A 26,404-nucleotide genomic window follows, 5' to 3' on the forward strand; every position below is an offset into this window, starting at 1 on the left:
TCCTTTATATGAACATTATTATCTTTGTATTGTTACGTTACCTCTTTTAAAGAAAAAAAGCAAATAAAAATTATTTTTATTTTTTATATTTACAAAAAAATATTTTTTTGTATAATGAAAGTATGAAATGGAGGCGCTGTTATGGAGATAGGAATTATCGGACTTGGAAAAATGGGATTGAACTTGGCCCTCAATTTAAAAGATCAAGGTTATCAAGTAAAAGGGCTGGATCTTTCGATACATGCGCAGAAAACAGCGCAAGAAGCTGGAATTACACTCTATCAAACGCTAGCTGATTTGACGAATTCTTTTAGCGGCCGACGGGTTTTATGGTTGATGCTTCCTGCGGGAACTGTGACTGAGGGGATTCTTGAAGAACTATGGCCCCTTGTATCAGCGAAAGACATCGTGATTGAAGGCGGAAATTCTAATTACAAAGATTCGATTCGCCGAGCAGCCTGGTTTAAAGAAAAAGAGGTGCATTACTTTGATTGTGGGACTTCTGGTGGGGTTTCCGGAGCTAGAAAAGATGCATGTTTGATGATTGGCGGGAATGAAATCGCTTTTTCAGAGGTGGAATCTTTGTTTGCAGATGTGGCTGTTTTAGGAGGCTACCTTTATGCAGGGGAATCAGGAAGCGGTCATTTTCTAAAGATGGTCCATAACGGTATCGAATACGGAATGATGCAAGCCATTGGTGAAGGCTTTCAATTGATTGAACAAAGTGCCTATGACTTTGATTTGGCTTCCGTCGCAGAGGTATGGAATCATGGATCGGTTATTCGCAGCTGGCTGATGGAAATCGCAGCGGCCCAATTTAATGAGAGCCCTAAGTTGGAGGAATATCGCGGGGTTGTTGCAGCTTCTGGTGAAGCTAGGTGGACAGTGGAAACGGCTTTGGAGATGAATGTTGCTGTACCGACGATCGCTATGAGTTTGTTTATGAGAAATTTGTCCCAAGAAGAAGACAGTTTCTCAGCAAAAGTCGTCTCTGCGCTAAGGAATGGTTTTGGTGGTCACGAGATTGTTGCAAAAGAATAAGGAGGAAGAATATGGAACAGTTTAAGATCGCTATAGTGAATTCCAGCAGCTTTGGAAAAATCTTTCCGCAACATATCGAGCGGTTGAAAGCAATCGGAACTGTCAGTCATTTCACGTTCGATAGCGAAATCAATGGGAAAGAATTGGCAGAAAAGCTTAAGGGATACAACATCATTATAGCAAGTGTTACCCCATTTTTTACCAAAGAGTTTTTTGAGTATAAAGATGAATTGCTACTGATCACACGCCACGGGATCGGCTATAACAATATTGATTTAGAAGCAGCGAAGGACCACCAAACGATTGTTTCGATCATTCCAGCTTTGGTCGAGCGAGATGCAGTAGCAGAAAATAATGTGACCAATCTATTGGCGCTTCTGCGCTGTACAGTTGAATCGAATACAAAAGTCCGCGAAGATCAATGGGAAAAACGAGCGAACTTTGTCGGACGGGCTTTATTTAACAAGACGGTAGGGGTGATCGGTGTCGGCAATACTGGAAGTTGTGTAGTAGAAATATTGAGAAATGGTTTCCGCTGCGAGGTTTTGGCATACGATCCATATAAGTCCGCTTTGCATATTCAAAGCTATGGCGGAAAAAAAGTCGAGCTAGACGAGCTGCTAGCAAAATCAGATATTATTTGTCTATGTGCTAACTTGACGGAGGAAAATTATCATATGATTTCCTTTGAAGAAATTTCAAAAATGAAAGATCAAGTATATCTCTCCAATAGTGCCCGTGGCGCACTTTTGAATGAAGAGGCAATTGTAAGCGGATTAAAAAGTGGGAAAATCGCTGGTCTTGCCACCGATGTCTTAGAGGAAGAGCCTGGTCATAAAGATCATCCGTATTTAGCTTTTGAAAATGTAGTTATGACACCGCATACATCGGCTTATACTATGGAATGCTTAGAAGAGATGGGAAACAAATGTGTAACGGATATTGAACGAATCGTTAAGGGGCTGCTGCCAGACCGTGCTGTTCAAGCGGAAAGTCGGTTTTTGGCTGTATAAAGGAGAGTGAAACTCGTGCTAACGGATTTAAAAGTAAAGGTTGGACCGCAAGTTTATCGTTACCATGAAGGCGCGATCGACTATGTGCCGGAAGTATTAAAAGAGTACAAAGTAAAACGACTGCTGCTCGTACATGGAACGGTTTCATGGGAAAAAGCAAAACCCAAATTACTCTTTTTAGAAGATGCGCATTTGGAAATTTTTTATCATCGCTACACGGGAGAATGCAGCTATTATGGCGCTGGGCTGATTGCTGATCTTGTTGAAGAACTGGCGATCGATTTTATTCTGGGGGTTGGCGGCGGGAAGTTAGCCGACTTAGTGGGATATGCAGCACATGTAGTCAATCGACCCTTTGGACTGATCCCAACATTGGCCAGTAATTGTGCACCATGGACACCCTTGTCTGTCATGTATAAAGAGTCGGGAGAATCTGAAGGAAAGTCGGAACACTATTTAAGACAGGCTGCTTTTTTGATTACCGATCCGACGTTAGTGATCGATGCACCAGTCTCCTACTTCATCGCCGGTTTAGCAGATACGTTGGCAAAGTGGATTGAATCGGAAGCAATCTTAGCCCAACCACATTTGAAAAATGAGCCCTTCTTGCAAATGGCAGGCTATACAGCAAAATTATGCGAAACAGCTATTTTGACACAATCGAAACAAGCGATTGAAGATATGAAGCGGCAGGAAGTGACAGACGCCTTTTGTCACTTGTCGGAGATCGTTATTGCAGTTGCTGGAATGGTAGGCGGGCTAGGCGATAAATATGCCCGCAATGCAGCGGCGCATGCGATGCATGATGCCATCAGTAAATATCTGCCTGAAAGTCATCGTTTTCTTCACGGGGAAAAGGTTGCCTATGGGATGTTTTATCAATTAGCCCTTGAAGAAAAATGGACGGTCATCGATCAGTTGATCCCCTTTTATCAAGAATTGCACTTACCAATGAGTTTACATCAAATGGGTATTTTTCCTGAAGATGCACAAGTCATCGATCAGTTGGTGCAGTTCATAGATTCGAAAGAAAAAGTACACTTGATTCCAGTCTTAATCACCAAAGAACGCTTGAAAGAAGCTGTTCTTGATTTAGAAAACTATTTGAAAGAAGTTTAGGAGGAGGAAAAATGGATACATTAAGTGTTACACAAAGTTTACTGATTGCGCTATGGGTTGCAGCAGTCATGTCTCGTTGGCTCGGCGGAGGCGCCACACTGACTTTACGTTTTTCACCATTGATGACGGGATTAGTTGTCGGACTGGTGATGGGAAATGTGGCTCAAGCCATGATCGTTACTGCCGCTTTACAAATGATTTACATGGGGGTATTTTCTCCTGGCGGATCCATGCCAGCGGAACCTTCAATTGCTGCGGCGATTGCCGTACCGGTAGCTTTGCTAGGAAATCTGCAACCAGAAGCAGCGATTGCTGTTGCCGTTCCTGTTGGGTTGCTAGGGAGTTATTTGTATCAGTTCCGTTTCTTTATCAATACCTTCTTAGGAAAGTATACGGATAAAGCAGTAGAAGATCTTAATGCCAAGGCCATGACGCGTTCAATTATTTTATACCCAACGCTGGCTTCATTTATTTTATTTGTTCCGCTGGTATTTATTGCACTTTATTTAGGCGCTCCGCTGATTGCTGATGTCATCAATGCTCTTGAGGGGACAGTCGTTATTCATATTTTAGAAGTAGTCGGCGGCGGATTGGCAGCGATCGGGATTGCAACTACCGTCTATGTGATCGGTCGAAAAGATTATATGGTCTTTTTCTTCTTGGCCTATTTCATGAGTGTAGTTTTCAGTTCGCTGGAAATTACCATGGTCACCTATGCGATTTTTGGCATTTTGATCGCGTTGATTTTTGTTCAGTCACAAAAAGGAAAATTGGTCCCAGCCCCAGAAACGAATACAGCATCACCATCCTTTGATGATGACGATGACTATGATGACGGGTTCTAATCGATAAGGAGGAGCAGTAATGACCGAAACAATTCAAAAAGCGCAAGGCGCACCAGAAGAAATCACGAAGAAAGATGTCACAAAAGCATACCTAAGATGGCATTTCGCCAATGAGATCCCGCATTCATTTGAACGGTATTTATCACCCTCGCTTTTATACGCCATGATGCCGATTTTGCGCAAACTTTACAAAGACGATGAGGCACTGAAAGCTGCCTACAAACGCCAACTGCTGTTTTTCAATACCCAACTGAGTTGGGGGGGCGGAGTCATCACTGGATTAATGTCTTCGATGGAACAGCAGCGAGCCGAAGAAGAGTATGAGAAAAAAGAAATTTTGATGCAAGATGATTTGATGTACAACACGAAAGCTGGTTTGATGGGTGCTTTAGCAGGAATCGGGGATGCCATCGACTCAGGAACCGTTCAATATATCTTTATTGCGATTGCTGTTCCTTGGGCACAGCAAGGAAGTCCACTAGGTGCGTTGTTCCCATTCATTTGCTTTGCACTGTATCAAGTTTCTCTAGGAATGTTTTTCGCCTGTCAAGCATTTTCGATGGGGCGCAATGCAACTGGTTTGATGCAGAGTACAGGCGTCCAAACCGCAATTGAAACACTGTCGGTTCTCGGTTTGTTTATGATGGGGGTTCTGGCTGGAAACTATGTCAAAGTCAGTTCTTCGCTACAGTTTGATATTTCTGGACGAGAATTTATTATCCAAGATATCCTTGATCAGATTGTACCAGGGATTTTGCCGTTAGCAGTTGTAATGGGCATCTACTGGTTCTATACAAAGAAAGGATTAAAAGTCACGCAAGCATTACTATGGCTGACCTTGATTCTGATTATTTTAGCCGGTGTCGGTATTTTATAAGAAAAGGAAGTGGAAAAAATGGGTGTAGTAAATTTAGCACGAGTAGATGAACGATTGATCCATGGGCAGGTCATGATGACCTTGTCACAAAAAAGCGGAGTCAACTCGATTTTTGTAGTGGATGAGGTAGTAGCTAAGGATAAGTTCATGCGGGAATTATACAAAAATGCCGGTAGCCGCACAGGGCAAAAAACGATCGTCGTTACACCAGAAAAAGCCAAATTTTACTGGGATGAATACAACTTCAAAGATTACAACTGTATTTTGATCGCTAAAACCATCAGTGTGATGTACGACTTAGTCAAACACGGCGTGCCAATGAAAGAATTGAACATAGGCGGTATCGCCCAAAAAGATCCCGAGAAAGATCTCTTGGTAACAAAATCTGTTTATTTAAATCAAGCTGATGCGCAAAAACTCAAAGAAATGAACGAAGCGTACGGTGTGGAATCAATCTATTTTCAAGCAACACCTTCTGCACCGAAATCAACCCTTAAAGATGTGTTGAAGCAGTTCAATTTGTAATCATTGAGCGCGTTCGTCATCTGTTGAAGAGGAAGGCGGAGGATCTTATAAAAATAGAGTTCCTCCTTCCTTGTGAGTAATTTGTGAATAGGAGAATTCACCATGAATCAAACAGAAACATTTCGTGATTGGCTTTTTCGTTATCGGTATGTCTACCGATCGCGTTCCACGGATAAAAGCAAACAAAGATTTTTGAAGGCACTCATCGCAGATATCATCCCGTTTCGCAAAGATCTTCAGGTGATCGAGTATGATCACACGAAAAAAAACGCCTCACGCAATTTGTATGTTGGCGATCTGACCAAAGCAAAACGGATCATCTGCACATATTATGATACACCGCCACAGCATTTCGGCGATTACCATTTTTTTGATCGGCAGGAGCAAGGCCGTAAAACAAATCAATTTATTCTGACTGCTTCAGCAGTGATGATTCTTTTAGGGCTGTTGGGAACTTGGCTTTATATCCACTTTGCTTCAGGGAGATTTCCCTTGCTGTCTTGGCAAACAGCACTTTTTGCTTCAGGGGTCGGTATTTATTTTCTGCTATTAAATCGCGTAAGCCGCGGGGCAGGATTTCAGCAAAATCTAACCCGCAATACCTCCTCTATCTTAGCGCTGCTGTCCTTGATCAGTCAAAACAGTCAAACAGCGACGGCCTTCGCATTTCTTGATGAAGGAAGTTACGGAGAACGCGGGTTGGAAGTGTTACGTGATTCAGTAAGGCCGAATGCGAAGATTTATTATTTAGATTCTATTGGTGCCGATGCTCCGATTCGAGCTATCGGCAAGCAATTCAATGAAGGGCAACTGCAGCAGTTGGCGATCGAACACAGTAGTGAAGCAATAGGCAGTATTAACTATTTATTTTGTGCAGAAAAGCAGCAGGATCAGACGTATGTGCTGCCTAGAAAACAATTAAAGCAAAAAGAGCTGAATCTGAGGAATATGCAAAAAGTTCTTGCGTTATTTGGTTAGGAAGCTAAAAAGGAGGAATAACATTTGTTAGGAATCGTATTGGCAACTCACGGACAGCTGAGTACTGGTTTTAAAGATGCTGCAGAGGTGATCATGGGCAGTGTCGAAAATATTGCGGTCGTTAATTTGAACCACGGAGAGGATATTCAACTTCTGGGAAACAAAATCCATGAAGCGATTCATGAAACAGATCAAGGGGACGGTGTCTTGGTGTTTGCTGATCTATTGAGTGCGAGTCCCTACAATCAGTCGGTTGTAACGATCAATCAATTAGAAGAACCACTTCAGGAAAAGACGTATGTGATCGGCGGAGTGAATCTACCGATGGTATTAGAAGCAATCAATCATCAATTTTTGGCGACACCGATTGAACAGGCGGTGGCAGCAGTGATCCAGCAAGGAGAAAACAGTGTAGCGCTTTGGCACAATTCTTCAGCAGATGATAGTAGCGAAGAAACTGATGAGGACGATGATTTTTAAAAACGAAAGGATGACAGCAAATGCAATGGGGGTTTCGATGGTACGGGGAAGGGGATACGATCCCGTTAACGAATATTCGACAAATTCCAGGAATGCACGGCATTGTAGGAACACTTCTGAATAAAATGCCCGGAGATGTATGGGAGGTTTCCGAAATCAACGCACTAAAAGCATCAATTGAAAAAGAGCATCTTTCGCTATTAGGGATTGAGAGTGTCGCGATCCACGATGCGATCAAAGCTGGAACAGAGGAACGGGATCACTACATCGATCAATATATTCAAACGATTCGGAATTTAGCAGCTTGTGATGTACATATGATCTGCTATAGCTTCAAACCGATCTTCGGCTGGGCAAAAACAAATCTATTTTATCAAAACGAGGATGGCAGCTTCTCTTTGCTCTATGATCAAGCCGTTGTGGATGATATGGAACCTAGTGAGATGTATACGCTGATCCATAGCCAATCAAAAGGCTTTAAATTACCAGGTTGGGAAGAAGAACGACTGAAAAAGTTCCAGCGTTTGATGGCAACTTATGAAGGGGTCACTCAAGAGATCCTCTTTGATAACTTAAGCTATTTCTTAAAGCGGATCATTCCTGTGTGTGAAGAAGTAGATGTGAAAATGGCGATCCATCCGGACGATCCACCTTGGGAAATTTTTGGTTTGCCACGGATCACCAAAAATTTAGAGGACTTGAAAAAAATCATGGCCATCGTGGATTCGCCTTATAATGGGGTGACGTTGTGCACCGGTTCGTTAGGTGCCGATCCAGAAAACGACATGGTGGAGATCGTTCATGGCTTAAAAGGCCGCATCAACTTTGTTCATTTTCGCAATGTGTTGTTTATGGGGGAACGCAAATTTAAAGAATCTGCCCATCTTTCCACTGAAGGATCGTTAGATATGTATGCCATTATGAAAGCCTTGGTTGAGGTCGGTTTTGATGGTGTCATCCGTCCTGATCACGGGCGGACGATCTGGGGGGAAGTGGCGATGCCAGGCTATGGTCTGTATGATCGCGCGATTGGTATCAGTTATCTTCAAGGGCTTCATGAAGCCGTCTTGAAAGAACAAATGCAATCGAGGGGAACGAAGGGAGGAGAGAGCGTATGACACTCTATGAACAATTGGCAAAAACAAGGGTGTTGCCTCTTTACACTGCAACAGACCTTACCTATTTGCCAGTAGTAGAATCACTGCTGATTGAGCATGAACTGTATTTTATTGAAGTGACCTTCCGCAGTGACCTTGCTTTAGAAGCGATTGAAAAACTCTCTCAATCGGGCAAATTGATCGTAGGCGCAGGCACGGTCCGCACCTTAGAACAAGCGAAAGCAGCGGTTGAGAAAGGGGCGCGCTTTATTGTTTCCCCTGCTCTTGTACCTGATGTGGTGGAATTTTGTCTTGCCGAAAACATTCCAGTGTTTCCAGGGACAGCTACGCCAAATGACATTCAACGGGCAATGGATTATGGCTTATCAGTTGTGAAATTTTTCCCTGCGGATATCTACGGGGGCTTGCCGGCAATCAAAGCCCTCAGTGGTCCGTTTTATGATATTCGATTTGTCCCAACTGGCGGAATCAACCTCGAAAATATGCAAGACTATTTATCTGATCCGCAAGTGCTAGCAGTTGGCGGCTCCTTCATTCTTTCAGAATCACTAGTAAAAGAAGGTCGGGAAAAGGCTGACAGCCATTTGGCGCATGTAAAATCATTGCTAAGTTGAGCAGTCAGCTGTAAATAAACAAGGTGAAGCAATGGGTTCCAGAGGATTTTGGTACCATTGCTTTTTTATTCGCAGAAAAGTAAAGGAGGCTATAGGATGAAAAAGATAAAACTGGTGATTTTTGATATGGACGGTTTGATGTTTGAAACAGGTCGTCTAGCTTACCGCGCTTATTTAAGAGCCGCGGAGGAATATGATTTTGAAGTTTGCCAAGAAGTTTATTATTACCTGACTGGCAGAACGGAAGCAGATATTCGTAAAGGGATGCAGGAACTTTATGGCAGTACGGTACCAACGGATCGATGGCGAGAAGCGATGAATCTTCAGAAAGAAGTGATTTTAGCTGAAGAAAAACGGGTATTCAAAAAGCCCGGCCTTCTTGAACTGTTGGAAGCATTAAAAAAACAGGATTGCTTGATGGCCGTGGCATCCTCTTCATCGAAAGAAAAAATCAAGGCGTACTTTGAAATGGAACAGATGCCAGATTGGTTTGATACAGTGGTTTCTGGGGATCAAGTGCGAAAGGGCAAACCTGATCCAGAAATCTTTCTAACAGCTTGCCAACAATTAAGCGTAAAGCCTGAAGAAGCCTTGGTATTAGAAGATTCTCTAGCTGGCATAAAAGCCGCAAAACAAGCCGAAATCCCAGCTTTTCTGATTGCGGATGATTTGAGTGCTTTGCCAGTCAAGAAAAATGGGAAGTATCCTTTGCTTAAACAGCCAAAACTTGAGCAAGAAGTAGCTGCACAGGTGAAAACTTTTTCTGATCTGACGGAAGTTAAAGACTGGCTAGTCGTGAATCATTTTTCTTGGGATTGATCAAATCGTACGGATTTTCCTGCATAGCATCTCGCAAAAACAGGTAGTCAGCGATCAATAAGTTTTTGGATGACTTTTTTCTATTGAAGTATAGAATTGGTATTATAACTGTCGCAGGATTCAAAGAATAGCGAAAGTTCTTTACTGTGAAAAGAGAAAACGCTGGACTGCTCCTTCAGTCCAGCGTTTATTTAGCGTATCAGTTGCTACAAATCAAGTGCCGCAAAGCGCAAATCGTTGATATTCAAGAAATGTTTCGCCACTAAAACGTTGCCGCCAAACAGCGGGGCCTGATCGCCTAATCGACTGTTTTTGATCTTCGTGTTTTTGGTGAACTGGCTGGTCAATTTTTGTTGCAGCGCCAGTAATAAATCAGGAATTTTGCGATAGACCGAGCTGTTGATATAGACTTCTTCGGGATCAGAAAAAGTGATGACATTGTTTAGCCCAATACTAAGAAACTCAACATTTTGTTGCGCCAATTCGACTGCTGACTTTTCTCCGACATGGTAGGCTTGTGCAAAGGTATCCGAATTAACGAACGCAGTTTTTGTATAGTGACTGTAGGTGTCAAACAAGACTTTGTTCGAGGCATATTGCTCTAAGCAGCCTCGATTGCCGCAAGGACACAAGTTGCCGTGAGGAAAGAGCGTAGAATGGCCAACTTCCCCCGCCATGCCGTGAGTACCGGTTTGTAGCTGCCCATCAACGATGATTCCGACACCGATCCCACTATGGACGCTGACGCTCAGTAAATTCGTGGAATCAGAAGAAAAACAGTACTCGCCTAAAGCCGTCAGATTGGCTTCGTTCTCTATATAGACCGCCGTATTGTATTTTTGGCTCAAAGGGGCGATCAAATCAAAGTGTTCCAAGTCGTAGTAGGGGGCAAAGGTGATCGTCTGATTGTGAACGATGCCGTGGATCGCCAAACAGATTCCTACTAATCCATGAGTGGTTTGCGGCATTTGCGGCCAAAATTCTTTCATCATAGAATCGATCGTCGCCAGTACATTTTCTTTGGTGATCAATTCATGGGAATGATCGGCGGAGGCGATCATCTCGCCATTGATATAAGAGAGCATTCCACGAACATAGTTATAGCCGATGTCAAAGGTAACAGCTAAGCTACTGCGGTGGTTGAATTGCAATTGAATCGGTTTGCGACCACCGATCGAAGTGGAATCCCCAATGCCGACTTCGCGCACGAAGTCCGTGTCGATCAGTTTTTTGGTTATTTGAGAAACAGACGCTTTATTGAGATGGGTCAAATTTGACACTTCCGCTCGTGACACATTTTCATTGTCAATGATCGTCTTCAATACAGCCGCTTCATTTTGTTCGCGTATGCCCATTTTATTGATAATCATGTATTCTCCTCTTCGTAGATGTGATTAGTGTTAGTTTACCGTGCAAATTAATATTGTGCAAGCTGAAGAATAAAGAAAAGACGCAGAATGTAGGAGCAGCAGTTTGAGAAGGAAAAACCATGAAAGATTCGTTGAAAGCGCTTGACAGGAATGCGAGAATCGTTTACTATCCAATTAGTTAGTTTTGAATGCTAATTAACCGATTAAGGGTCAATGGTTAACTGCTTCAAACAGAGGAAGGAGAGAAGAGATGGCTTATTTTTTGGGGTTGGATCTAGGAACAAGTGCGTTAAAAGGCTTAGTTTTTGATCAAACCGGGGAACTCCAAGGAACAGCAAGTGCTGACTATCCATTGTCATCCCCTAGACCGGGGTTCAGTGAGCAAGAGCCGGTGCATTGGCAAGAGGCGGCAGATAAGGTGATCAAAACCTTGATCCAGCAGCTTCCAACGCTGCAAAAGGAATTGATCGGCGTCAGCTTTTCTGGGCAAATGCATAGTCTTGTTTTATTGGATGAAGAAAACCGAGTCATTCGTCCGGCAATATTATGGAATGACGTTCGAACCACCAAACAATGCCAAGCGATCATGGCATCCTTTGGAGAGGAAATAAAAGCAATCACCAAGAATGTTGCTTTGGAAGGGTTCACCTTACCAAAAATTTTATGGGTCCAAGAACACGAGCCTGAACATTGGCAACAAGTTCGTCACATGATGCTGCCAAAAGACTACTTGGCTTTTTGGCTGACTGGGAACTATTCGATGGATTATTCCGATGCAGCGGGTACGTTACTGCTGGATATCGAAAAGAAGTGCTGGTCTGAAGCCATTCTAGAAAAATTCGCAATCGCATCGGATTTACTGCCGCCGCTTTTTGAATCAGCAGCGCCTGTGGGGCAAATGCGAAAAGAGCTGCAAGAAGCCTTTGGGTTTGAACAAGAGGTGACGATCTATGCAGGTGGCGCAGACAATGCCTGTGCTGCATTAGGTTCAGGGATCATCGCCGAAGGTGTCGGCATGGTGTCGATTGGCACGAGTGGTGTGTTCTTATCCTTTGAAGAAGCGCAAGAGGTTGATTATCAAGGAGATCTACACCTTTTCCGTCATGCGATCAAAGACAAGTTGTATTCAATGGGGGTCACGTTAGCCGCTGGAAATTCCTTAAGCTGGTATCGTGATACGTTTGCCCCCAACCAATCGTTTCAGGAATTGCTTTCAGCGATCAGTGAGGTAAACCCAGGGGCAGAAGGCCTGCTGTTTACGCCTTATATCGTGGGCGAACGCACACCGCATACCGACAGCCAAATCAGGGGTAGTTTTATCGGCATCGACACACGGCATCGCGAAAAGCATTTCAGTCGTGCCGTCTTAGAAGGGATCACCTTCTCTTTGAAAGATTCCCAAATGATCATGGAAGAACGGGCACAGCGGAAATTCACCCAGATCGTTTCTGTGGGGGGCGGTGCGAAAAATGCCGAATGGCTGCAAATGCAAGCCGATATTTTTAATGCAGAAATGCTGACTTTGTCTACTGAGCAAGGTCCAGGTATGGGCGCAGCAATGCTGGCAGCAATCGGCAGTGGCATTTATCCAGATGCAGCTGCCTGTGTTAACGCCTTTGTCAAATACGGCAAGGCCATTGCACCGATTCCTGAAAATGTCGCCAAATACCAAGAAATCTATGCGATCTACCGCACCGTCTACCAACAAACCGCACCTGTCTGCCATGCATTGGCGCAAATCGAGTAGCGTAATGGCAGCAGGCAATCTACTTGATCAAAGCGAGGAATCGTTTTTGGTTCTAAATGATTGGAAACAAGTAAGTTAGTTTATTACACTAAAAAACATAAAATGGAGGCAACAACAATGACTTATTTCCCAGAGATCGAAAAAATCCGCTACGAAGGTCCTAAAACAGACAATATGTTTGCATTTCGCCACTACGATGCCGAAGAAGTTGTTTTAGGCAAGAAAATGAAAGATCATCTACGTTTTGCAATCGCCTATTGGCATACGATGACGCAAGACGGTTCTGATCCTTTTGGCGCACCTGTCAACAAACGGACGTGGATTGGTGACACCGAAATGGAAACGGCGAAAAATCGAGTAGAAGCCTTCTTCGAGATTTGCGAAAAATTAGGGGCAGAGTTCTTCTGTTTCCATGATGTAGACGTGGCACCTGCAGGAGAAACGTTAGAAGAATTTTTCCAAAACTTAGACGAAATCACCGATTTGATCAAAGAAAAAATGGAACAAACGGGGATCAAACTATTATGGAATACAGCAAATATGTTCTCACATCCTCGTTTCAATAACGGCGCTGCTTCCACCAATAATGCGGAAGTTTATGCGTATGCGGCAGCCCAAGTCAAAAAAGGCTTAGACATCTCGAAAAAATTAGGCGGCGAAAACTATGTCTTCTGGGGTGGCCGTGAAGGCTATGAAACCTTGTTGAATACAGACATGAAATTTGAACAAGACAACATCGCCCGTCTATTCAAAATGGCGATCGCTTATGGCGAAAAAATCGGTCATAAACCTCAGTTCTTATTAGAGCCGAAACCAAAAGAACCATCAAAACATCAATATGATTTTGATGCAGCGACAACGATGGCCTTCATTCAGCACTACGGCTTAGAAGGAGATTTTAAATTAAACCTAGAAGCCAATCATGCAACATTAGCTGGTCATACCTTTGAACATGAAATCGCTGTTGCCCGCAGCTATAACGCATTAGGCTCACTGGATGCCAACCAAGGAGATATGCTGTTAGGATGGGATACGGATGAATTCCCAACCAACGTCTTTGACTCGACACTTGCTTTATACGAAGTCTTAGAAAACGGCGGCATCGCACCGGGAGGAATCAATTTCGATTCTAAAGTCCGTCGTTCGTCATTTGAAATGGAAGATCTGTTGTTAGCCCACATCGCTGGTATGGATACGTATGCCAGAGCGTTGAAAGCAGCAGCGAAACTAAAAGAAGACCGCTTCTTAGACGAGTTGAAGGAAAAACGGTATGCTTCTTTCCAAGAAGGCATCGGAGCGAAGATCGTTGCTGATGAGGAAAACTTAGAAACACTGACAGATTACGCATTGGCTCATGATCAAATCGAATTAGAATCCAGCCACATTGAATATGTGAAATCTCGTTTGAATGATTACCTGTTTTAATAAGAAACGACTGTCGTTCTGAGGAGCGGCAGTTTTTTCACCTAAAAAATATCTTTTGGCAATTGTTACGAATCAACCAAATTATGATACGATAAAATGTAACCGATTTATTTCGGTTTAGGAAATGAAGGAGGCAACTTGATGTTTCACACAAACTTAGATCCTTTCCCAGAAAACTTCTTATGGGGGGCAGCTTCGGCGGCCTATCAAATTGAAGGAGCATGGGCAGAAGACGGCAAAGGTCCGTCGATTTGGGACACCTATGCCCAAATTCCTGGCAATACTTTTGAGGAAACCAACGGCAAAGTGGCGATCGATCATTACCATCGGTACAAAGAAGATGTTGCTTTGATGAAGCAAATGGGCTTGAAAGCCTATCGCTTCAGCGTGGCGTGGTCGCGAATCTTGCCTGATGGCGAAGGCGCGATCAATGAAGCGGGTGTGGCGTTTTACGAAAAGCTGGTGGACGAATTGCTTCGGCAAGGAGTAGAGCCGATTTTGACGCTGTATCATTGGGACCTTCCCCAGGCTTTGCAAGACAAATATCAAGGATGGGAAGGCCGAGAAACAGCAGAAGCATTTGAACGGTATTGCCGGATCCTTTTTGAACGCCTAGGAAAGAAAGTCACCTATTGGGTCACCATGAATGAACAAAATGTCTTCACTTCTCTTGGGTACCGTTGGGCGGCACATCCGCCGGGCTTGAAGGACTTAAAACGGATGTATGCAGCCAATCATATCATCAACCTTGCCAATGCTAAGGCGATCAATTTGTTCCATGAGCTGGTTCCTCAGGGCAAGATCGGTCCAAGTTTTGGCTATGGACCGATGTATCCGTTTAGCTGTGACCCAGAAGATGTGCTAGCAGCAGAAAATGGCGAAGCCTTCAACAACGCATGGTTTTTAGATGTCTATTGCAAAGGCGAATACCCGAAATTTGTGTACAAGCAATTAGCCAAAGTTGGCTTGGCTCCTGAAGTCACTCCAGAAGATCAAGCACTATTAAAACAGGCAAAACCTGATTTCTTAGGAATCAATTACTATCACGGTGGGACGGCCCAGCAAAACAATTTGCAAAAGCAGTCAGCTGAAAAGAAAGAATTTTCTAAAGTCGATCCGTATTTGATGCAAGCGGCAGCTGGTGAGTTCTCACCCGAAGAAACCATGTTTGCGACAGCAGAAAATCCTCACTTGAAAAAAACAGATTGGGGCTGGGAGATCGATCCCGTTGGTTTCCGTGTAGCCTTGCGGCGCATCCAAGCCAATTATGACTTGCCGATTTTTATTACTGAAAATGGGTTAGGCGCTATCGATCAATTGACAGAAGACAAACAGATCCATGACCCATATCGCATCACCTATTTGCAGGAACATCTGGTGGAACTGCAAAAGGCCATCACGGATGGGGTTGAGCTGATCGGCTATTGTGCTTGGTCCTTTACAGATCTACTGAGTTGGTTGAATGGATACAAAAAACGCTATGGGTTTGTTTATGTTGATCGCGACAATCAAAGCGAACGTCAGTTGGCGCGCATCCCGAAAGATAGTTTTTATTGGTATCAAGAGGTGATTCGCACCAACGGGGCAAGTTTGACAAGTGAAACATGATGTAACGAAGGAGTAGCTGAAAATGGAGGTTGGAAAATGCGTAAAGTGTTGATCGTTGACGATGAAGCATCGATCCGAAATGGGCTACCTCTGATCATCGATTGGGAACGTCTGGGGTATCAAATCGTCGGGTCGGCGGAAAACGGCGAAGCTGGCTTGGCAATGATCCGCGAATTGAAGCCAGATGTTGTGATCGCTGATATCCGTATGCCGGGAAAAAATGGTCTTGAGATGGTGCAAGCAGCATCGGAGGAAGGGCTTTTGTTTTTTGCCATTATTTTATCCGGCTACTCAGATTTTGACTATGCCAAGCAAGCTTTGCAACTGGGCGCTGTGACCTATTTGCTGAAACCAGTTGACGAAGAAGAGCTGATCGGTATTTTGACGAAAATCGATCAAAAAGCCAAGACCGATCAGCAGAAAAATCAGAAGAGTCAGTTGATGGAGAAATTGTTTGGCGGGGATCAAACGGGAATCAAAGACGCACAAGCCATCAAGCTATTGCGTCTTTCCGAGGAGGCAGATGCCCAAAAGCTGGTTGAGAAATTGCAGGAGCAAGTGGCGCAAGTCGTCACCTTGATCCATCGGCATCATCGGTATTTGGTTCTGTTGAACGAGGAACGCTTTCCTGACGAGGCGATCGATGCGTGGTGCCGTAAAAAAATGGCTCACCATGAAATCTTGATCTCCCGCTGGTTTGCGGCGCAAGATAACTTGAAGCCATTGATGATCGATATCCAGACATTAAGTAAATTGATTTTCTTATTTCCCAATCAAGTCATTTCTCACCATGTTTTGGATACGACGCAAGAAGCAGAAGAACGAAGCGATTTGCGTGAAGAATTAGTTAAGGCGATTTTGGCAAACAATCCGTTAGAACAGCCGTTATCCCGCTATTATCAAACCTTTTATCATTCATTGGCATTGGAAGAAGAGATCAAATGGCAAATCAATGGTGACATCGAATGGCTGCAGCATCAAATCAGTGAAAAAGTAGCCTTAGCAATCGAATGGTCGACAGACGAAGTACATCAGCAGATTTTTCTCGCCCAGACGTTTCCAATGCTGCAAGAGGTGATCACCGCAAAACTAGCTGACTTGCAAGCAACAGTCGCCAGCAGTTTGAACCAAATCGATATCATTGCAGAATTGATCCAATACACGAAAAAGCATTATCAAGAAGATTTGACCTTGAAAAAAATCGGGGAACGTTTCAATTACAATAGTGCCTATCTAGGCAAGAAGTTTCGCAAAGAAACTGGGAAAAATTATTTGGCGTTCTTGGATGAAGTACGAATGGAAAAAGCGGTGGAAATCTTACGTCATTCCAATCTAATGGTCTACGAAGTTGCTGAATTGGTGGGCTACAGCAATGTTGATTATTTCTACAAAAAGTTCAAACAATACCATCAGGTTTCACCGAATGAGTTTCGGAAAACATAAGAAAATTCGCTGATACATGAGCAGCTATTTTTCAGGAAAACAGTCCATCGCATAGGCAATGAAAAGAGAAATTTGTGAAAAGAAAAAGCGGCATTACAGGTTCGCATGGCGGCAGCAAGAGACAACACGTCTTTTTTTGTCGCCATTTTTTGAATAATCTCGTCAGAAGCTCATACAAGAAAATGCTTTAAAAAAGCTATTGACGTCGTTTTCATTTTGAAGTATAGTAAGTGCATCGGATCGTTACTGATAATGCAGGCGTGACCACAGGTATGAGATTTTCTCCATTCGTTTGTTTTGGAAAAAGATCATAGCTAGTTGGTGACGTTATTTTTTTGTTTTATTTTAGGAGGTGTTGACCATGGAAATCGTCAAAGTATTTAATAATAATGCTTCATTAGTCCTGAACGACAATCACCAAGAAGAAGTTGTGATGGGGAGTGGCATCGGCTTTGGTTTGAAGCCAGGCGACACTGTCGATCAAAAGAAAATAGAAAAGCGATTCATCATTAACGACCAAAAAAGCATTGCAGATTTGGAACAGCTGCTTAAACGGATTGAATATCGTGATCTGCAACTGGCCAGCGATATTTTAAAATTGTTTGAGGAAGCGTTTCAATGCGAAAGCAATCCTGCACTGCTAGTGGCACTTGCAGACCATATCGGTTTTGCTCTGACGAGAGCAAGAGAAGGGATGAAAATTCAAACACCCCTAGAATGGGAATTAAAGCAGGTGTACCCGAAAGAATATGAAATTGGTCTTCAAGCGGTTGAGCTGATGCAAAAGCGAACACATCTGAATATTCCGCAAGATGAGGCTGCTTTTATTACGCTGCATTTCGTGAATTTTTTAGGCGATAACAACGGAATGGAAGAAACAATGCTGATTTCCAAAGTCATGAAAGATATTTTGACGATCATCAATTATCATTATGGCAAAGAATTCAGACAAGACTCTATTTATTTTTCCCGATTCATCACTCACATTCGCTACTTTGTTAAACGACAGATGAGCAATGAGCTACCAGCTCAACCAGCGTCTAGTTTATTAGATGTGATTCAACTGAAATATCCGTTGGATTATGAGTGTGCTATGAAAATCAAGCAATTTCTGGAAAATAGGTATCAGTGGGAAATCACTGAAGATGAAGTGTTGTATTTAACCTTACATTTAAATCGATTGGCATCTTAACGGATCGTTACTGGTAAAGCAGGCGTGACCTAGAGTGAGCACTCAAACGAGTCTTTTGTTTGAGGTGTCTTCTAGATCACGCTTTTTATTATACGCAAAAGGAGAATAACTATGAAATTTGAAAACGAAAGTGCCGCGATCATTCGCTTGATCGGTGGTGAAAAAAATATCGATAGCTTGGTTCATTGTGCAACGAGATTGCGTTTTGGCTTGAAGGATGACGCCAAGGCCAATAAAGGGGAACTTCAAAAACTACCCTATGTGATGTCCGTTGTACAAAGTGGAGGACAATATCAAGTCGTAATCGGCAGCAATGTATCAGATTACTATGCGACGATCTCAGCTATGGCTGGGTTATCAGATCAAGAAACAGGTTCTTCGAAAAAAACAGGTTTTAATTTGAACGCCGTATTTGAAATTATCTCAGGTGCTTTTTCTCCTTTAATTCCTGCTCTAGCAGGTTCGGGGATGCTAAAAGCACTGCTGACGGTTTTGACCCAATTTAATTGGTTATCAGCAGAATCTTCTACTTATATCATTTTGAGTGCCGCGAGTAATGCAATATTTTATTTTTTACCGATTTTCTTAGGGATCACGTTGTCGAAAAGATTAGGTGCCAACATGTACGTTGGCGGCGTGATTGGTGCAGCATTGTTGGAACCTCAGTTTACTGGGTTGATTGGCGTGGAAAATACAAATTTCTTAGGGATACCAGTTCAAGCCGTGGACTATGCCACAACCCTATTTCCGATTTTTGCGGCTATTTTCATTTATCAATTTGTAGATAAATTTTTGAAAAAGATTATTTATAAAGACATTCAATTGTTTGCCGTACCAATGCTTAGTTTGATGATCATGATTCCATTGACCGTTATCCTTTTTGGTCCATTCGGCACCTTTTTCGGGGATCTTTTATCAGGAAGTGTAATGTGGTTATTTGAAAAAAGCCGAATCCTTTCAGGTATCGTTTTAGGGGGCGGGATGACCTTCATGGTTATGTTTGGTTTGCACTGGGGCTTTACACCTGTAACGTTAGATAATCTGACAAGATTAGGTGGAGACCCCATTGAAGGAATGGCATTGGCCGCTGTTTTTGCTCAAATCGGGATTGCAGTTGGCTTCTTCTTACGAGCGAAAAAACATTCGAAAATGCGGGCTTTGGCAGGCCCAGTTGCATTGACTGGCTTCTTTGCCGGCGTGACAGAGCCCATCGTCTATGGGATTATTCTTCGTTACAAAAGACTTTTGCCGATCGTAGCTATTTCCGGTGGTTTAGGCGGAGCAGTGTTAGGCGCTTTTGGTGTGACGATGAATGCGTATGTTTTCCATAATATTTTTTCCTTACCTGTTTACAGTCCTTTGGTGGGTTATCTGATCGGAATCACCGTTTCATTGTTGTCAGGAGCTCTACTGGCTTATTTCTTCGGCGTGAAGGAAAGTGAACTAACAGAATTTGAAGCAGAGCCTGAATCAGAGGTAGAAAGTATCTTAACCAATGCAGCAACTCCGATTTATTCACCGGTAAAAGGACAAGTGATGCCTTTAGCAGAAGTGGAAGACGATGTCTTCGCCAGCGGAATCGCTGGACAAGGAATTGCGGTCATCCCCGATGAAGGAATCATTCGGGCACCTTTTGCAGGTACTGTTGTTGCTGTTTTCCCTTCTAAGCATGCGATTGGTATCAAATCTGATCAAGGGGTTGAATTATTGATCCATGTCGGATTGAATACCGTGAATCTAAATGGTGAGTTTTTTGATGTTAACGTCGAAAATGGTGCGACAATTGCACGAGGAGATCGTTTGTTGACCTTTGACCGGCAGGCGATTCTGGATAAAGGCTATCAATTATCGACACCCGTGATCGTTACAAATTGTGGACCAGATACAGTAATCGAGTACGAAACAACGGCCGGAACAATTGAAGCAGAAGGGATTCTGTTTACCGTAAACAACGAAGGATAGGAGTTTGAAAATGAAAGAAAACTTTTTATGGGGCGGTGCGATCTCCGCTCATCAAGTGGAAGGTGCTTGGCAAGAAGGCGGGAAAGGGATCAGTATTGCCGATGTGATGACAGCAGGAACGAAAGACCGGCCTCGGAAAATTACCAACACAATCTTGCCTGAGGAATATTACCCGAATCATGAAGGCATTGATTTTTACCATCGTTACCCGGAAGATATCAAACTTTTTGCGGAAATGGGTTTCAAAGCTTTGCGAATCAGTATCGCATGGACACGAATTTTTCCTTTAGGAGATGAACAACTACCGAACGAAGAAGGGCTGTATTTTTACGATCAGGTCTTTGACGAGATGCAAAAATATGGAATAGAACCTGTTGTGACGTTGTCTCATTTCGAGATGCCCTATCATTTAGTTGAAACCTATGGGGCTTGGCGCAACAGAAAGATGATCGGATTTTTTGAACGTTTTGCGCAAACTGTAATGGAACGCTACAAAGAAAAAGTGCGGTATTGGCTAACATTTAACGAGATCAACAATCAGCGGATCATCGATAATCCAATTTACAGTTTTACCAATTCTGGTGTGATCTTTGACGAGGATGAGGAGAAACTAGCAGGCATGTACCAAGCCGCTCACTATCAGTTTGTTGCTTCAGCTCGGGTCGTCACAGCTGCGAAAAAAATCAATCCTGAGTTTCAAATTGGCTGCTGTTTAGCTGCCACACCTAATTACCCGCTGACTTCTGATCCTCGTGATCAATTGTTAGCACAACAAGAAGATAATAATCAACTCTATTTCACAGATGTACATGTCCGTGGACACTACCCAAAAAGAATTCTCAATGAATGGCAGAAAAAAGGGTACACGATCGATGTGACAGAAGCCGATCTTGATGATTTGGCAAACGGCACCGTTGATTATATCGGTATTACTTATTATTTAAGCAATACAGTATCTACCCGCTCAGATGCAAACTATCTACATGATCCTTTGTTGGGCAGCAGTGTGCTAACAACGAATCCTTATGCAACGATGACGGAATGGGGCTGGACGATTGACCACATGGGATTGCGCTATATGCTGAATCTCTTGCAGGACCGTTATGAACTGCCGATTTTTATTGTGGAAAATGGCTTTGGTTTTAATGACCAAATGACAGAAACCGGCATTCATGATCCCGAACGGATTGACTATTTAGCTGAACACATCAAACAAATGATGCTTGCCATCGAGGAAGACGGCATTGATGTGATTGGGTATACAGCATGGGGCTGTATTGATCTCATCTCATTTACTACAGGTGAAATGCGAAAAAGATATGGGTTCATCTATGTAGACCGTGACAATGAAGGGAATGGTTCGCTTGATCGAATCAAGAAAGATTCTTTTGATTGGTATAAGGAAGTCATTGCTTCAAATGGAGCAATGCTTAAATAAAAAAGAAGTATCCTATTGCCTATCGGAGACAGAAAAAAGCTAATTTTTATAGTAAGAAAGTCTATTCTAAGAAGTAGGCTTTCTTTTTTTTCTTTTATATAATTTAAATGAAACTGTAAGCGCTTTTCGAACGGAGGAGGAGAAATGACAGATGTACGCCTGTGCTTTGATGTAGGGGGGACCTATATCAAATTCGGGGTTTTTACGGAGAAGAATCAATGGCTGGACCGAGGCAAAATCAAAACCCCGAGTAATACGCGGGATGAATTTTTTGCTGCCTTAGCTGCCAAAATAAAAGAAGTCGAGCAAGTGCATGTCATCGAAGGGATCGGGCTGAGTTTTCCTGGTTTCATTGATTCAGTCAATGGCCGAGCGATCATGGCGGGGGCGTTGGCTCCTTTACACGGCTGTGCTGTTGTACAAGAGCTGCAGCAGCGTTTAAACAAGTCCTATCCGATCTGGATCGAAAATGATGCGAAATGTGCTGCTTTAGCAGAACTTTCTACCGGCAATGCTGCTGACGTACAAGATTTTGTCATGATCACATTAGGCACCGGTATTGGTGGCGCGCTCGTTCATCAGCGCCAGTTGATTCACGGACATGGGTTTCGGGCAGGAGAATTCGGAATGATGATCACTGATTTTCAAGCATCTTCTTTTGCGACCCTCCATGATCTAGCTTCAACGAGAGGACTGATTGCTGCCTATCGGCGGGCAAAAGCGATTCCTGAATCAGAGGAGATTTTAGGCGAAACCATCATGCAACAGCGGTCGAGTGATCCTGAAACGCAGGAGATCCTGAAACAGTGGGCACGTTATGTCGCACTTGCGATTTACAACCTAGCTGTCACGATGAATCCCGAAAAAATACTGATCGGCGGCGGCATCAGCCAACACCCTGATCTATTAGCTATAATCAAACAAGCAATCAATGAGAACCCCCATTGGCCAGATTTCCAAGTGCCGATCGAGACTTGTCGTTACTATAATGATTCTGGTCTGTTAGGGGCGTTGACATTGATCCAACAAGGAGGAAAAAAATGAAATTTTCAGATGGCGGTTGGTTATTTCGTGAAGGATTTGATGTGAAATTTGCGGTGCATGTCTACGATGCCCGTAAAGAAGAAAACAAATTGGTTTTATATCTGCCTTATAGCTATGTCGGACATAAAGGGGCAACGCTGGATGGCGGATTGTTAACGATGGAAGTCACTACCCCTAGAAGCAATATCATTGGGATCACCCTCTATAACTATAAAGGGGTCCAAGCCAAAGCCCCCGATTTTGAATTGATGACAGAAGCGATCACTCCTGATATTTCAGAAGACGAGCAATCATATGTTTTTCGCTCGGGAGACTTGCAAGTCGTAATCACCAAAGAGGAAAATGTGACAGCTTCGTTTTATTACAAAGAACAGCTGATTACCCAAAGCAAGCCTCGCAGCAAAGCCTTAGTGATCGATCCGCAAGCAAATACCCATATCAGCGAACAGTTGACCCTGGATGTGGGAGAAACGATCTATGGTTTAGGGGAACGCTTTACAAATTTCGTGAAGAACGGCCAGAGTGTTGATATCTGGAATGCCGACGGGGGCACTGGTACAGAGCAAGCTTATAAAAATATTCCTTTTTATGTAAGTAATAAAGGGTATGGCGTCTTTGTCAATTCACCAGATCGGGTGCAATTCGAAGTGGGGAGTGAAAAAGTTTCGCGTGTTCAATTCAGCAATCCAGGACAATCGCTGCAGTACTTTGTGATTGCCGGCGATGAGTTAAAACAAGTGATTCAGCGCTACACTGATTTGACGGGGAAACCGTCGTTGCCGCCTGCGTGGTCCTTTGGTTTGTGGCTAAGTACCTCGTTCTTGACGGATTATGATGAACAAACCGTGACGTCTTTTGTAGACGGTATGGCAGAACGTGATATCCCTCTTGAGGTCTTTCATTTTGACTGCTTATGGATGAAAGAATACGAGTGGTGCAACTTCACATGGGATGAACGAACTTTCCCAGAACCTGAAAAAATGCTGCAGCGCTTGAAAGCCAAAGGATTGAAAATCTGTGTCTGGATCAATCCTTACATTGGGCAAAAATCACCCTTGTTTGATGAAGGGATGGCCAATGGCTACTTTTTGAAACGCGCCAATGGAGATGTCTGGCAATGGGACAAATGGCAAGCCGGTTTGGCGGTCGTCGACTTCACCAACCCTGAAGCGATCGCTTGGTACAACAGCAAGCTGCGTGCCTTATTAGACATGGGGGTGGATTGCTTCAAAACGGATTTTGGTGAACGGATTCCCACCGATGCGGTGTACTATGATGGCTCTGATCCAGAAAAAATGCACAATTATTACGCCTATCTATACAATAAGGTCGTCTTTGACTTGCTGAAAGAAGTCAAGGGAGCAGAAGAAGCCATCGTTTTTGCGCGGGCAGCTTCGGTTGGTTCACAACGCTTGCCTGTACACTGGGGCGGCGACAGTACCTCAGATTATCCATCGATGGCAGAGTCGCTGCGGGCAGGTCTGTCCTTTGGGTTAGGCGGCTTTGGGTATTGGAGCCACGATATCTCAGGGTTTGAAGCTGGCTCAACTCCAGACCTCTACAAGCGCTGGACACAATTTGGTCTGCTGTCTTCCCATAGCCGTTACCATGGCAGCTGGGAATACAAAGTGCCATGGGTCTATGACGACGAAGCCGTGGCGGTAGCTAAAGCCTTTACCAAGTTAAAACTGTCCTTGATGCCTTACTTGCAAGCCCAATCGGTGCTAACCGCTCAAACGGGGATTCCGATGATGCGGGCAATGGTCTTAGAGTTTCCTGAAGACGAGATAACCCATCATTTGGATCGCCAATACATGCTGGGGGAACACCTTTTAGTGGCGCCCATTTTTAATGATCAAGGAACAGTCTCCTTTTACGTACCGAAAACGAAGGGGCATTGGATCGACTATTTATCTGGCAAAGCATACGAGGGCGGACGCTGGTACCAAGAAACCTATGACTATTTCCACTTGCCACTGTTAGTCCGACCAAATCAAGTCATTATCGAAGGCCATGAACAAACCAAAGCAGTCTATGACTATGCCCAACATCCAACGATCCATCTTTTTGATCCGCAAGACAAGACCGCTGCCGCTATCTATGATCACCATGGTGAGTGGATTGGTGAGGTGGCTGTCGAAAGAGTCGATCAAGAACTGATCGTCAAGCTGACTGGCATCCAGCAAGCATTCTTGCAGATACACACGACTGCTGGAAAAACGAGCCATGAGCTGACGGCTGACCAAACCACGATAAAGGAGTTCTAGATGCCCATGCGAACCATCACGAATCCAATTTTACCTGGATTTCATCCAGATCCCAGTATTTGCCGTGTCGGTGAAGACTTTTATCTGGTGACGAGTACCTTTGAATATTTTCCTGGATTACCAATCTATCACAGTAAAAACTTGGCAGACTGGCAGCTGATTGGCCATGGACTTTCGCGACCTGAGCAGTTGCAGCTACCGACGAAAAACCCCAATGCTTTTGGTCTGTATGCCCCAACCTTGGGTTTCATCAAGGACCGCTTTTACCTCGTTTGCACCAATGTTGGCGCAAACGAAGGAGGAGAAGGCAATTTTCTGATTTGGACGGATGACATCGCTGGTGAATGGTCTGACCCGATTTGGCTGGACACCCCTGGGATCGACCCAACAATTTTCGCAGATGACGATGGACAGACCTATTACTTAGGCACCCATAAGGAGATCTATCTGCGGACGATCGATTTGGCTTCTGGAGATCTAGGCCCGCGGCAAAACATTTGGACGGGCAGCGGAGCGGCTGATCCAGAAGGCCCCCACTTGTATAAAAAAGACGGTTATTACTACCTGTTGATCTCCGAAGGCGGAACGTCCTATGGGCATATGCTGACCATGGCCCGCAGCCGTTCCTTGACGGGACCCTATGAAGCATGCCCCAACAATCCAGTGATGACCAATCGCAGTACGAATCTGCCGCTGCAAGCCGCAGGGCATGCGGATCTCGTGCAAGATACTAAAGGCAACTGGTGGGCAGTCTGTCTAGCAGTACGCCCCATCAGCTATCCTTTGAGGCATTTGTTAGGGCGGGAAACATGCCTGCTGCCAGTAGACTGGTCAAACCCATGGCCGGAGTTTGGCGAAGAAGGTCATTTACCAGAAAGCATTCAGGTAGACACAGCGGCGGCACCAAAGGAAACACAAAAGAAGAGCAGCAAGCCTGATTACGTGACTTTATTCGAATGGGACCCGACGTTGATTGAAGAAGAGCCGCATGGCTTCTTGCTGCATCCTAATCAGACGGGTCTGTCTGATCAAGGCAAACTTGCGGCTGTGTTCCAACGGCAAACCGCCTTTGATCAACAATTTCAAGCAACCTTTGATTGTCGGCAACTAACGGATGGACAAGCGGGATTGACGGTTTTCTTAAATGCCACCCATCACTATGAGGGCTACTTGGAAAAAACGGCGTCCAGTCAGCAGCTAGTTTTCCGCCGACAAATCGGTTCCCTATGGAAAGTGGAAAAGAAACTGACTTATGCAGCAGATACAGTCACCTTGCAGCTGAGCGCCGATAAAGAAACTTATCGTTTTTCTGTTGTTGATGAGCAAGGACAAGCACAGCCTTTAGGTAGGGGAGAAACAAAATATCTGACTACTGAAGTTGGTGGTGTCTTTACTGGGATCATGGTAGGCTGCTATGCCAGCGCCTCTTCATCCCAACAAACCGTTCATGTGCGGGATTTCTAATCAATCAAAAGCCCC

The 26,404-nt window shown here is 43.9% G+C and carries 22 protein-coding genes; 21 read left to right on the forward strand and 1 reads right to left on the reverse strand.

The annotated features are described in order from the left end of the window. Nucleotides 1–141: 141 nt before the first annotated feature. The 11 genes from gnd (at nucleotide 142) to IGJ15_RS02495 (ending at nucleotide 9,429) form a co-directional block, all read left to right on the forward strand. A complete protein-coding gene (gene gnd, locus IGJ15_RS02445) occupies nucleotides 142–1,041 on the forward strand; it encodes a phosphogluconate dehydrogenase (NAD(+)-dependent, decarboxylating) (protein ID WP_005228429.1) in 900 nt (299 codons plus the stop codon). 11 nt (nucleotides 1,042–1,052) lie between these two features. Beyond that, complete coding sequence (locus IGJ15_RS02450) at nucleotides 1,053–2,054, forward strand: D-isomer specific 2-hydroxyacid dehydrogenase family protein (RefSeq protein ID WP_010749950.1); 1,002 nt, start codon at nucleotides 1,053–1,055, stop codon at nucleotides 2,052–2,054. Between the two features lie 15 nt (nucleotides 2,055–2,069). Further along, nucleotides 2,070–3,173, forward strand: a complete 1,104-nt coding sequence (locus tag IGJ15_RS02455) for an iron-containing alcohol dehydrogenase family protein (RefSeq protein WP_005228431.1) — start codon at nucleotides 2,070–2,072, stop codon at nucleotides 3,171–3,173. Between the two features lie 11 nt (nucleotides 3,174–3,184). Beyond that, nucleotides 3,185–4,018 (forward strand): PTS mannose/fructose/sorbose/N-acetylgalactosamine transporter subunit IIC, encoded by an 834-nt coding sequence (locus IGJ15_RS02460; RefSeq protein ID WP_005228432.1) that lies wholly within the window; start codon nucleotides 3,185–3,187, stop codon nucleotides 4,016–4,018. Between the two features lie 19 nt (nucleotides 4,019–4,037). Next, on the forward strand, nucleotides 4,038–4,895 hold the full coding sequence (locus IGJ15_RS02465) for a PTS system mannose/fructose/sorbose family transporter subunit IID (protein WP_010749949.1): 858 nt from the start codon (nucleotides 4,038–4,040) through the stop codon (nucleotides 4,893–4,895). 18 nt (nucleotides 4,896–4,913) lie between these two features. Then, nucleotides 4,914–5,420: a PTS system mannose/fructose/N-acetylgalactosamine-transporter subunit IIB gene (locus IGJ15_RS02470; protein ID WP_010749948.1), complete on the forward strand. Its 507-nt coding sequence runs from the start codon at nucleotides 4,914–4,916 to the stop codon at nucleotides 5,418–5,420. Between the two features lie 102 nt (nucleotides 5,421–5,522). Beyond that, nucleotides 5,523–6,398 carry a hypothetical protein gene (locus IGJ15_RS02475; RefSeq protein WP_010749947.1) on the forward strand — a complete coding sequence of 292 codons (876 nt, stop codon included), beginning with the start codon at nucleotides 5,523–5,525 and terminating at the stop codon, nucleotides 6,396–6,398. A gap of 24 nt (nucleotides 6,399–6,422) precedes the next feature. After that, nucleotides 6,423–6,878: a PTS sugar transporter subunit IIA gene (locus IGJ15_RS02480; RefSeq protein ID WP_010749946.1), complete on the forward strand. Its 456-nt coding sequence runs from the start codon at nucleotides 6,423–6,425 to the stop codon at nucleotides 6,876–6,878. Nucleotides 6,879–6,898: 20 nt separating this feature from the next. Next, complete coding sequence (gene uxuA, locus IGJ15_RS02485) at nucleotides 6,899–7,996, forward strand: mannonate dehydratase (RefSeq protein ID WP_010749945.1); 1,098 nt, start codon at nucleotides 6,899–6,901, stop codon at nucleotides 7,994–7,996. Next, entirely contained in the window at nucleotides 7,993–8,610 is a 618-nt protein-coding gene (locus IGJ15_RS02490) for a bifunctional 4-hydroxy-2-oxoglutarate aldolase/2-dehydro-3-deoxy-phosphogluconate aldolase (protein ID WP_010749944.1), read from the forward strand. Before uxuA ends, IGJ15_RS02490 begins: the two co-directional genes overlap by 4 nt. Nucleotides 8,611–8,706: 96 nt before the next feature. Then, nucleotides 8,707–9,429: an HAD family hydrolase gene (locus IGJ15_RS02495; RefSeq protein WP_010749943.1), complete on the forward strand. Its 723-nt coding sequence runs from the start codon at nucleotides 8,707–8,709 to the stop codon at nucleotides 9,427–9,429. A 206-nt stretch (nucleotides 9,430–9,635) separates the two neighbouring features. Here the strand turns inward: IGJ15_RS02495 and IGJ15_RS02500 are convergent, their stop codons facing one another. Beyond that, on the reverse strand, nucleotides 9,636–10,799 hold the full coding sequence (locus IGJ15_RS02500) for an ROK family transcriptional regulator (protein ID WP_010749942.1): 1,164 nt from the start codon (nucleotides 10,797–10,799) through the stop codon (nucleotides 9,636–9,638). A 250-nt stretch (nucleotides 10,800–11,049) separates the two neighbouring features. On the opposite strand from IGJ15_RS02500, the gene xylB reads away from it, so the two are divergent. From xylB to IGJ15_RS02550, 10 genes are all read left to right on the forward strand, one after another. Beyond that, complete coding sequence (gene xylB, locus IGJ15_RS02505) at nucleotides 11,050–12,546, forward strand: xylulokinase (RefSeq protein ID WP_430599261.1); 1,497 nt, start codon at nucleotides 11,050–11,052, stop codon at nucleotides 12,544–12,546. 117 nt (nucleotides 12,547–12,663) lie between these two features. Next, the gene (gene xylA, locus IGJ15_RS02510; protein WP_008380597.1) at nucleotides 12,664–13,971 is read left to right on the forward strand and encodes a xylose isomerase; all 1,308 of its coding nucleotides are present in this window, start codon (nucleotides 12,664–12,666) and stop codon (nucleotides 13,969–13,971) included. Between the two features lie 141 nt (nucleotides 13,972–14,112). After that, nucleotides 14,113–15,579, forward strand: a complete 1,467-nt coding sequence (locus IGJ15_RS02515; RefSeq protein ID WP_010749940.1) for a glycoside hydrolase family 1 protein — start codon at nucleotides 14,113–14,115, stop codon at nucleotides 15,577–15,579. Nucleotides 15,580–15,615: 36 nt separating this feature from the next. Then, nucleotides 15,616–17,022, forward strand: a complete 1,407-nt coding sequence (locus IGJ15_RS02520) for a response regulator (protein WP_010749939.1) — start codon at nucleotides 15,616–15,618, stop codon at nucleotides 17,020–17,022. A 361-nt stretch (nucleotides 17,023–17,383) separates the two neighbouring features. Then, entirely contained in the window at nucleotides 17,384–18,214 is an 831-nt protein-coding gene (licT, locus tag IGJ15_RS02525; RefSeq protein WP_010749938.1) for a BglG family transcription antiterminator LicT, read from the forward strand. Nucleotides 18,215–18,325: 111 nt separating this feature from the next. Then, nucleotides 18,326–20,176 (forward strand): beta-glucoside-specific PTS transporter subunit IIABC, encoded by a 1,851-nt coding sequence (locus IGJ15_RS02530; RefSeq protein WP_010749937.1) that lies wholly within the window; start codon nucleotides 18,326–18,328, stop codon nucleotides 20,174–20,176. A gap of 10 nt (nucleotides 20,177–20,186) precedes the next feature. After that, nucleotides 20,187–21,614 (forward strand): 6-phospho-beta-glucosidase, encoded by a 1,428-nt coding sequence (locus IGJ15_RS02535; protein WP_010749936.1) that lies wholly within the window; start codon nucleotides 20,187–20,189, stop codon nucleotides 21,612–21,614. Nucleotides 21,615–21,758: 144 nt separating this feature from the next. Next, nucleotides 21,759–22,658, forward strand: a complete 900-nt coding sequence (locus tag IGJ15_RS02540) for an ROK family protein (RefSeq protein ID WP_005228453.1) — start codon at nucleotides 21,759–21,761, stop codon at nucleotides 22,656–22,658. Next, the gene (gene yicI, locus IGJ15_RS02545) at nucleotides 22,655–24,925 is read left to right on the forward strand and encodes an alpha-xylosidase (RefSeq protein WP_430599263.1); all 2,271 of its coding nucleotides are present in this window, start codon (nucleotides 22,655–22,657) and stop codon (nucleotides 24,923–24,925) included. The genes IGJ15_RS02540 and yicI overlap by 4 nt, the downstream gene beginning before the upstream one ends. Beyond that, nucleotides 24,926–26,389 (forward strand): family 43 glycosylhydrolase, encoded by a 1,464-nt coding sequence (locus tag IGJ15_RS02550; RefSeq protein ID WP_430599264.1) that lies wholly within the window; start codon nucleotides 24,926–24,928, stop codon nucleotides 26,387–26,389. Nucleotides 26,390–26,404 lie beyond the last annotated feature (15 nt).

The organism is Enterococcus sp. AZ079, from assembly GCF_050547255.1.
GTDB lineage: Bacteria > Bacillota > Bacilli > Lactobacillales > Enterococcaceae > Enterococcus_D > Enterococcus_D casseliflavus.

Coding starts and splice junctions, on each gene's coding strand:
- gnd (WP_005228429.1), top strand. CDS start 142: ATGGAGATAGGAATTATCGGACTTGGAAAAATGGGATTGAACTTGGCC.
- IGJ15_RS02450 (WP_010749950.1), top strand. CDS start 1,053: ATGGAACAGTTTAAGATCGCTATAGTGAATTCCAGCAGCTTTGGAAAA.
- IGJ15_RS02460 (WP_005228432.1), top strand. CDS start 3,185: ATGGATACATTAAGTGTTACACAAAGTTTACTGATTGCGCTATGGGTT.
- IGJ15_RS02465 (WP_010749949.1), top strand. CDS start 4,038: ATGACCGAAACAATTCAAAAAGCGCAAGGCGCACCAGAAGAAATCACG.
- IGJ15_RS02470 (WP_010749948.1), top strand. CDS start 4,914: ATGGGTGTAGTAAATTTAGCACGAGTAGATGAACGATTGATCCATGGG.
- IGJ15_RS02475 (WP_010749947.1), top strand. CDS start 5,523: ATGAATCAAACAGAAACATTTCGTGATTGGCTTTTTCGTTATCGGTAT.
- uxuA (WP_010749945.1), top strand. CDS start 6,899: ATGCAATGGGGGTTTCGATGGTACGGGGAAGGGGATACGATCCCGTTA.
- IGJ15_RS02490 (WP_010749944.1), top strand. CDS start 7,993: ATGACACTCTATGAACAATTGGCAAAAACAAGGGTGTTGCCTCTTTAC.
- IGJ15_RS02495 (WP_010749943.1), top strand. CDS start 8,707: ATGAAAAAGATAAAACTGGTGATTTTTGATATGGACGGTTTGATGTTT.
- IGJ15_RS02500 (WP_010749942.1), bottom strand. CDS start 10,799: ATGATTATCAATAAAATGGGCATACGCGAACAAAATGAAGCGGCTGTA.
- xylB (WP_430599261.1), top strand. CDS start 11,050: ATGGCTTATTTTTTGGGGTTGGATCTAGGAACAAGTGCGTTAAAAGGC.
- xylA (WP_008380597.1), top strand. CDS start 12,664: ATGACTTATTTCCCAGAGATCGAAAAAATCCGCTACGAAGGTCCTAAA.
- IGJ15_RS02515 (WP_010749940.1), top strand. CDS start 14,113: ATGTTTCACACAAACTTAGATCCTTTCCCAGAAAACTTCTTATGGGGG.
- IGJ15_RS02520 (WP_010749939.1), top strand. CDS start 15,616: ATGCGTAAAGTGTTGATCGTTGACGATGAAGCATCGATCCGAAATGGG.
- licT (WP_010749938.1), top strand. CDS start 17,384: ATGGAAATCGTCAAAGTATTTAATAATAATGCTTCATTAGTCCTGAAC.
- IGJ15_RS02530 (WP_010749937.1), top strand. CDS start 18,326: ATGAAATTTGAAAACGAAAGTGCCGCGATCATTCGCTTGATCGGTGGT.
- IGJ15_RS02535 (WP_010749936.1), top strand. CDS start 20,187: ATGAAAGAAAACTTTTTATGGGGCGGTGCGATCTCCGCTCATCAAGTG.
- IGJ15_RS02540 (WP_005228453.1), top strand. CDS start 21,759: ATGACAGATGTACGCCTGTGCTTTGATGTAGGGGGGACCTATATCAAA.
- yicI (WP_430599263.1), top strand. CDS start 22,655: ATGAAATTTTCAGATGGCGGTTGGTTATTTCGTGAAGGATTTGATGTG.
- IGJ15_RS02550 (WP_430599264.1), top strand. CDS start 24,926: ATGCCCATGCGAACCATCACGAATCCAATTTTACCTGGATTTCATCCA.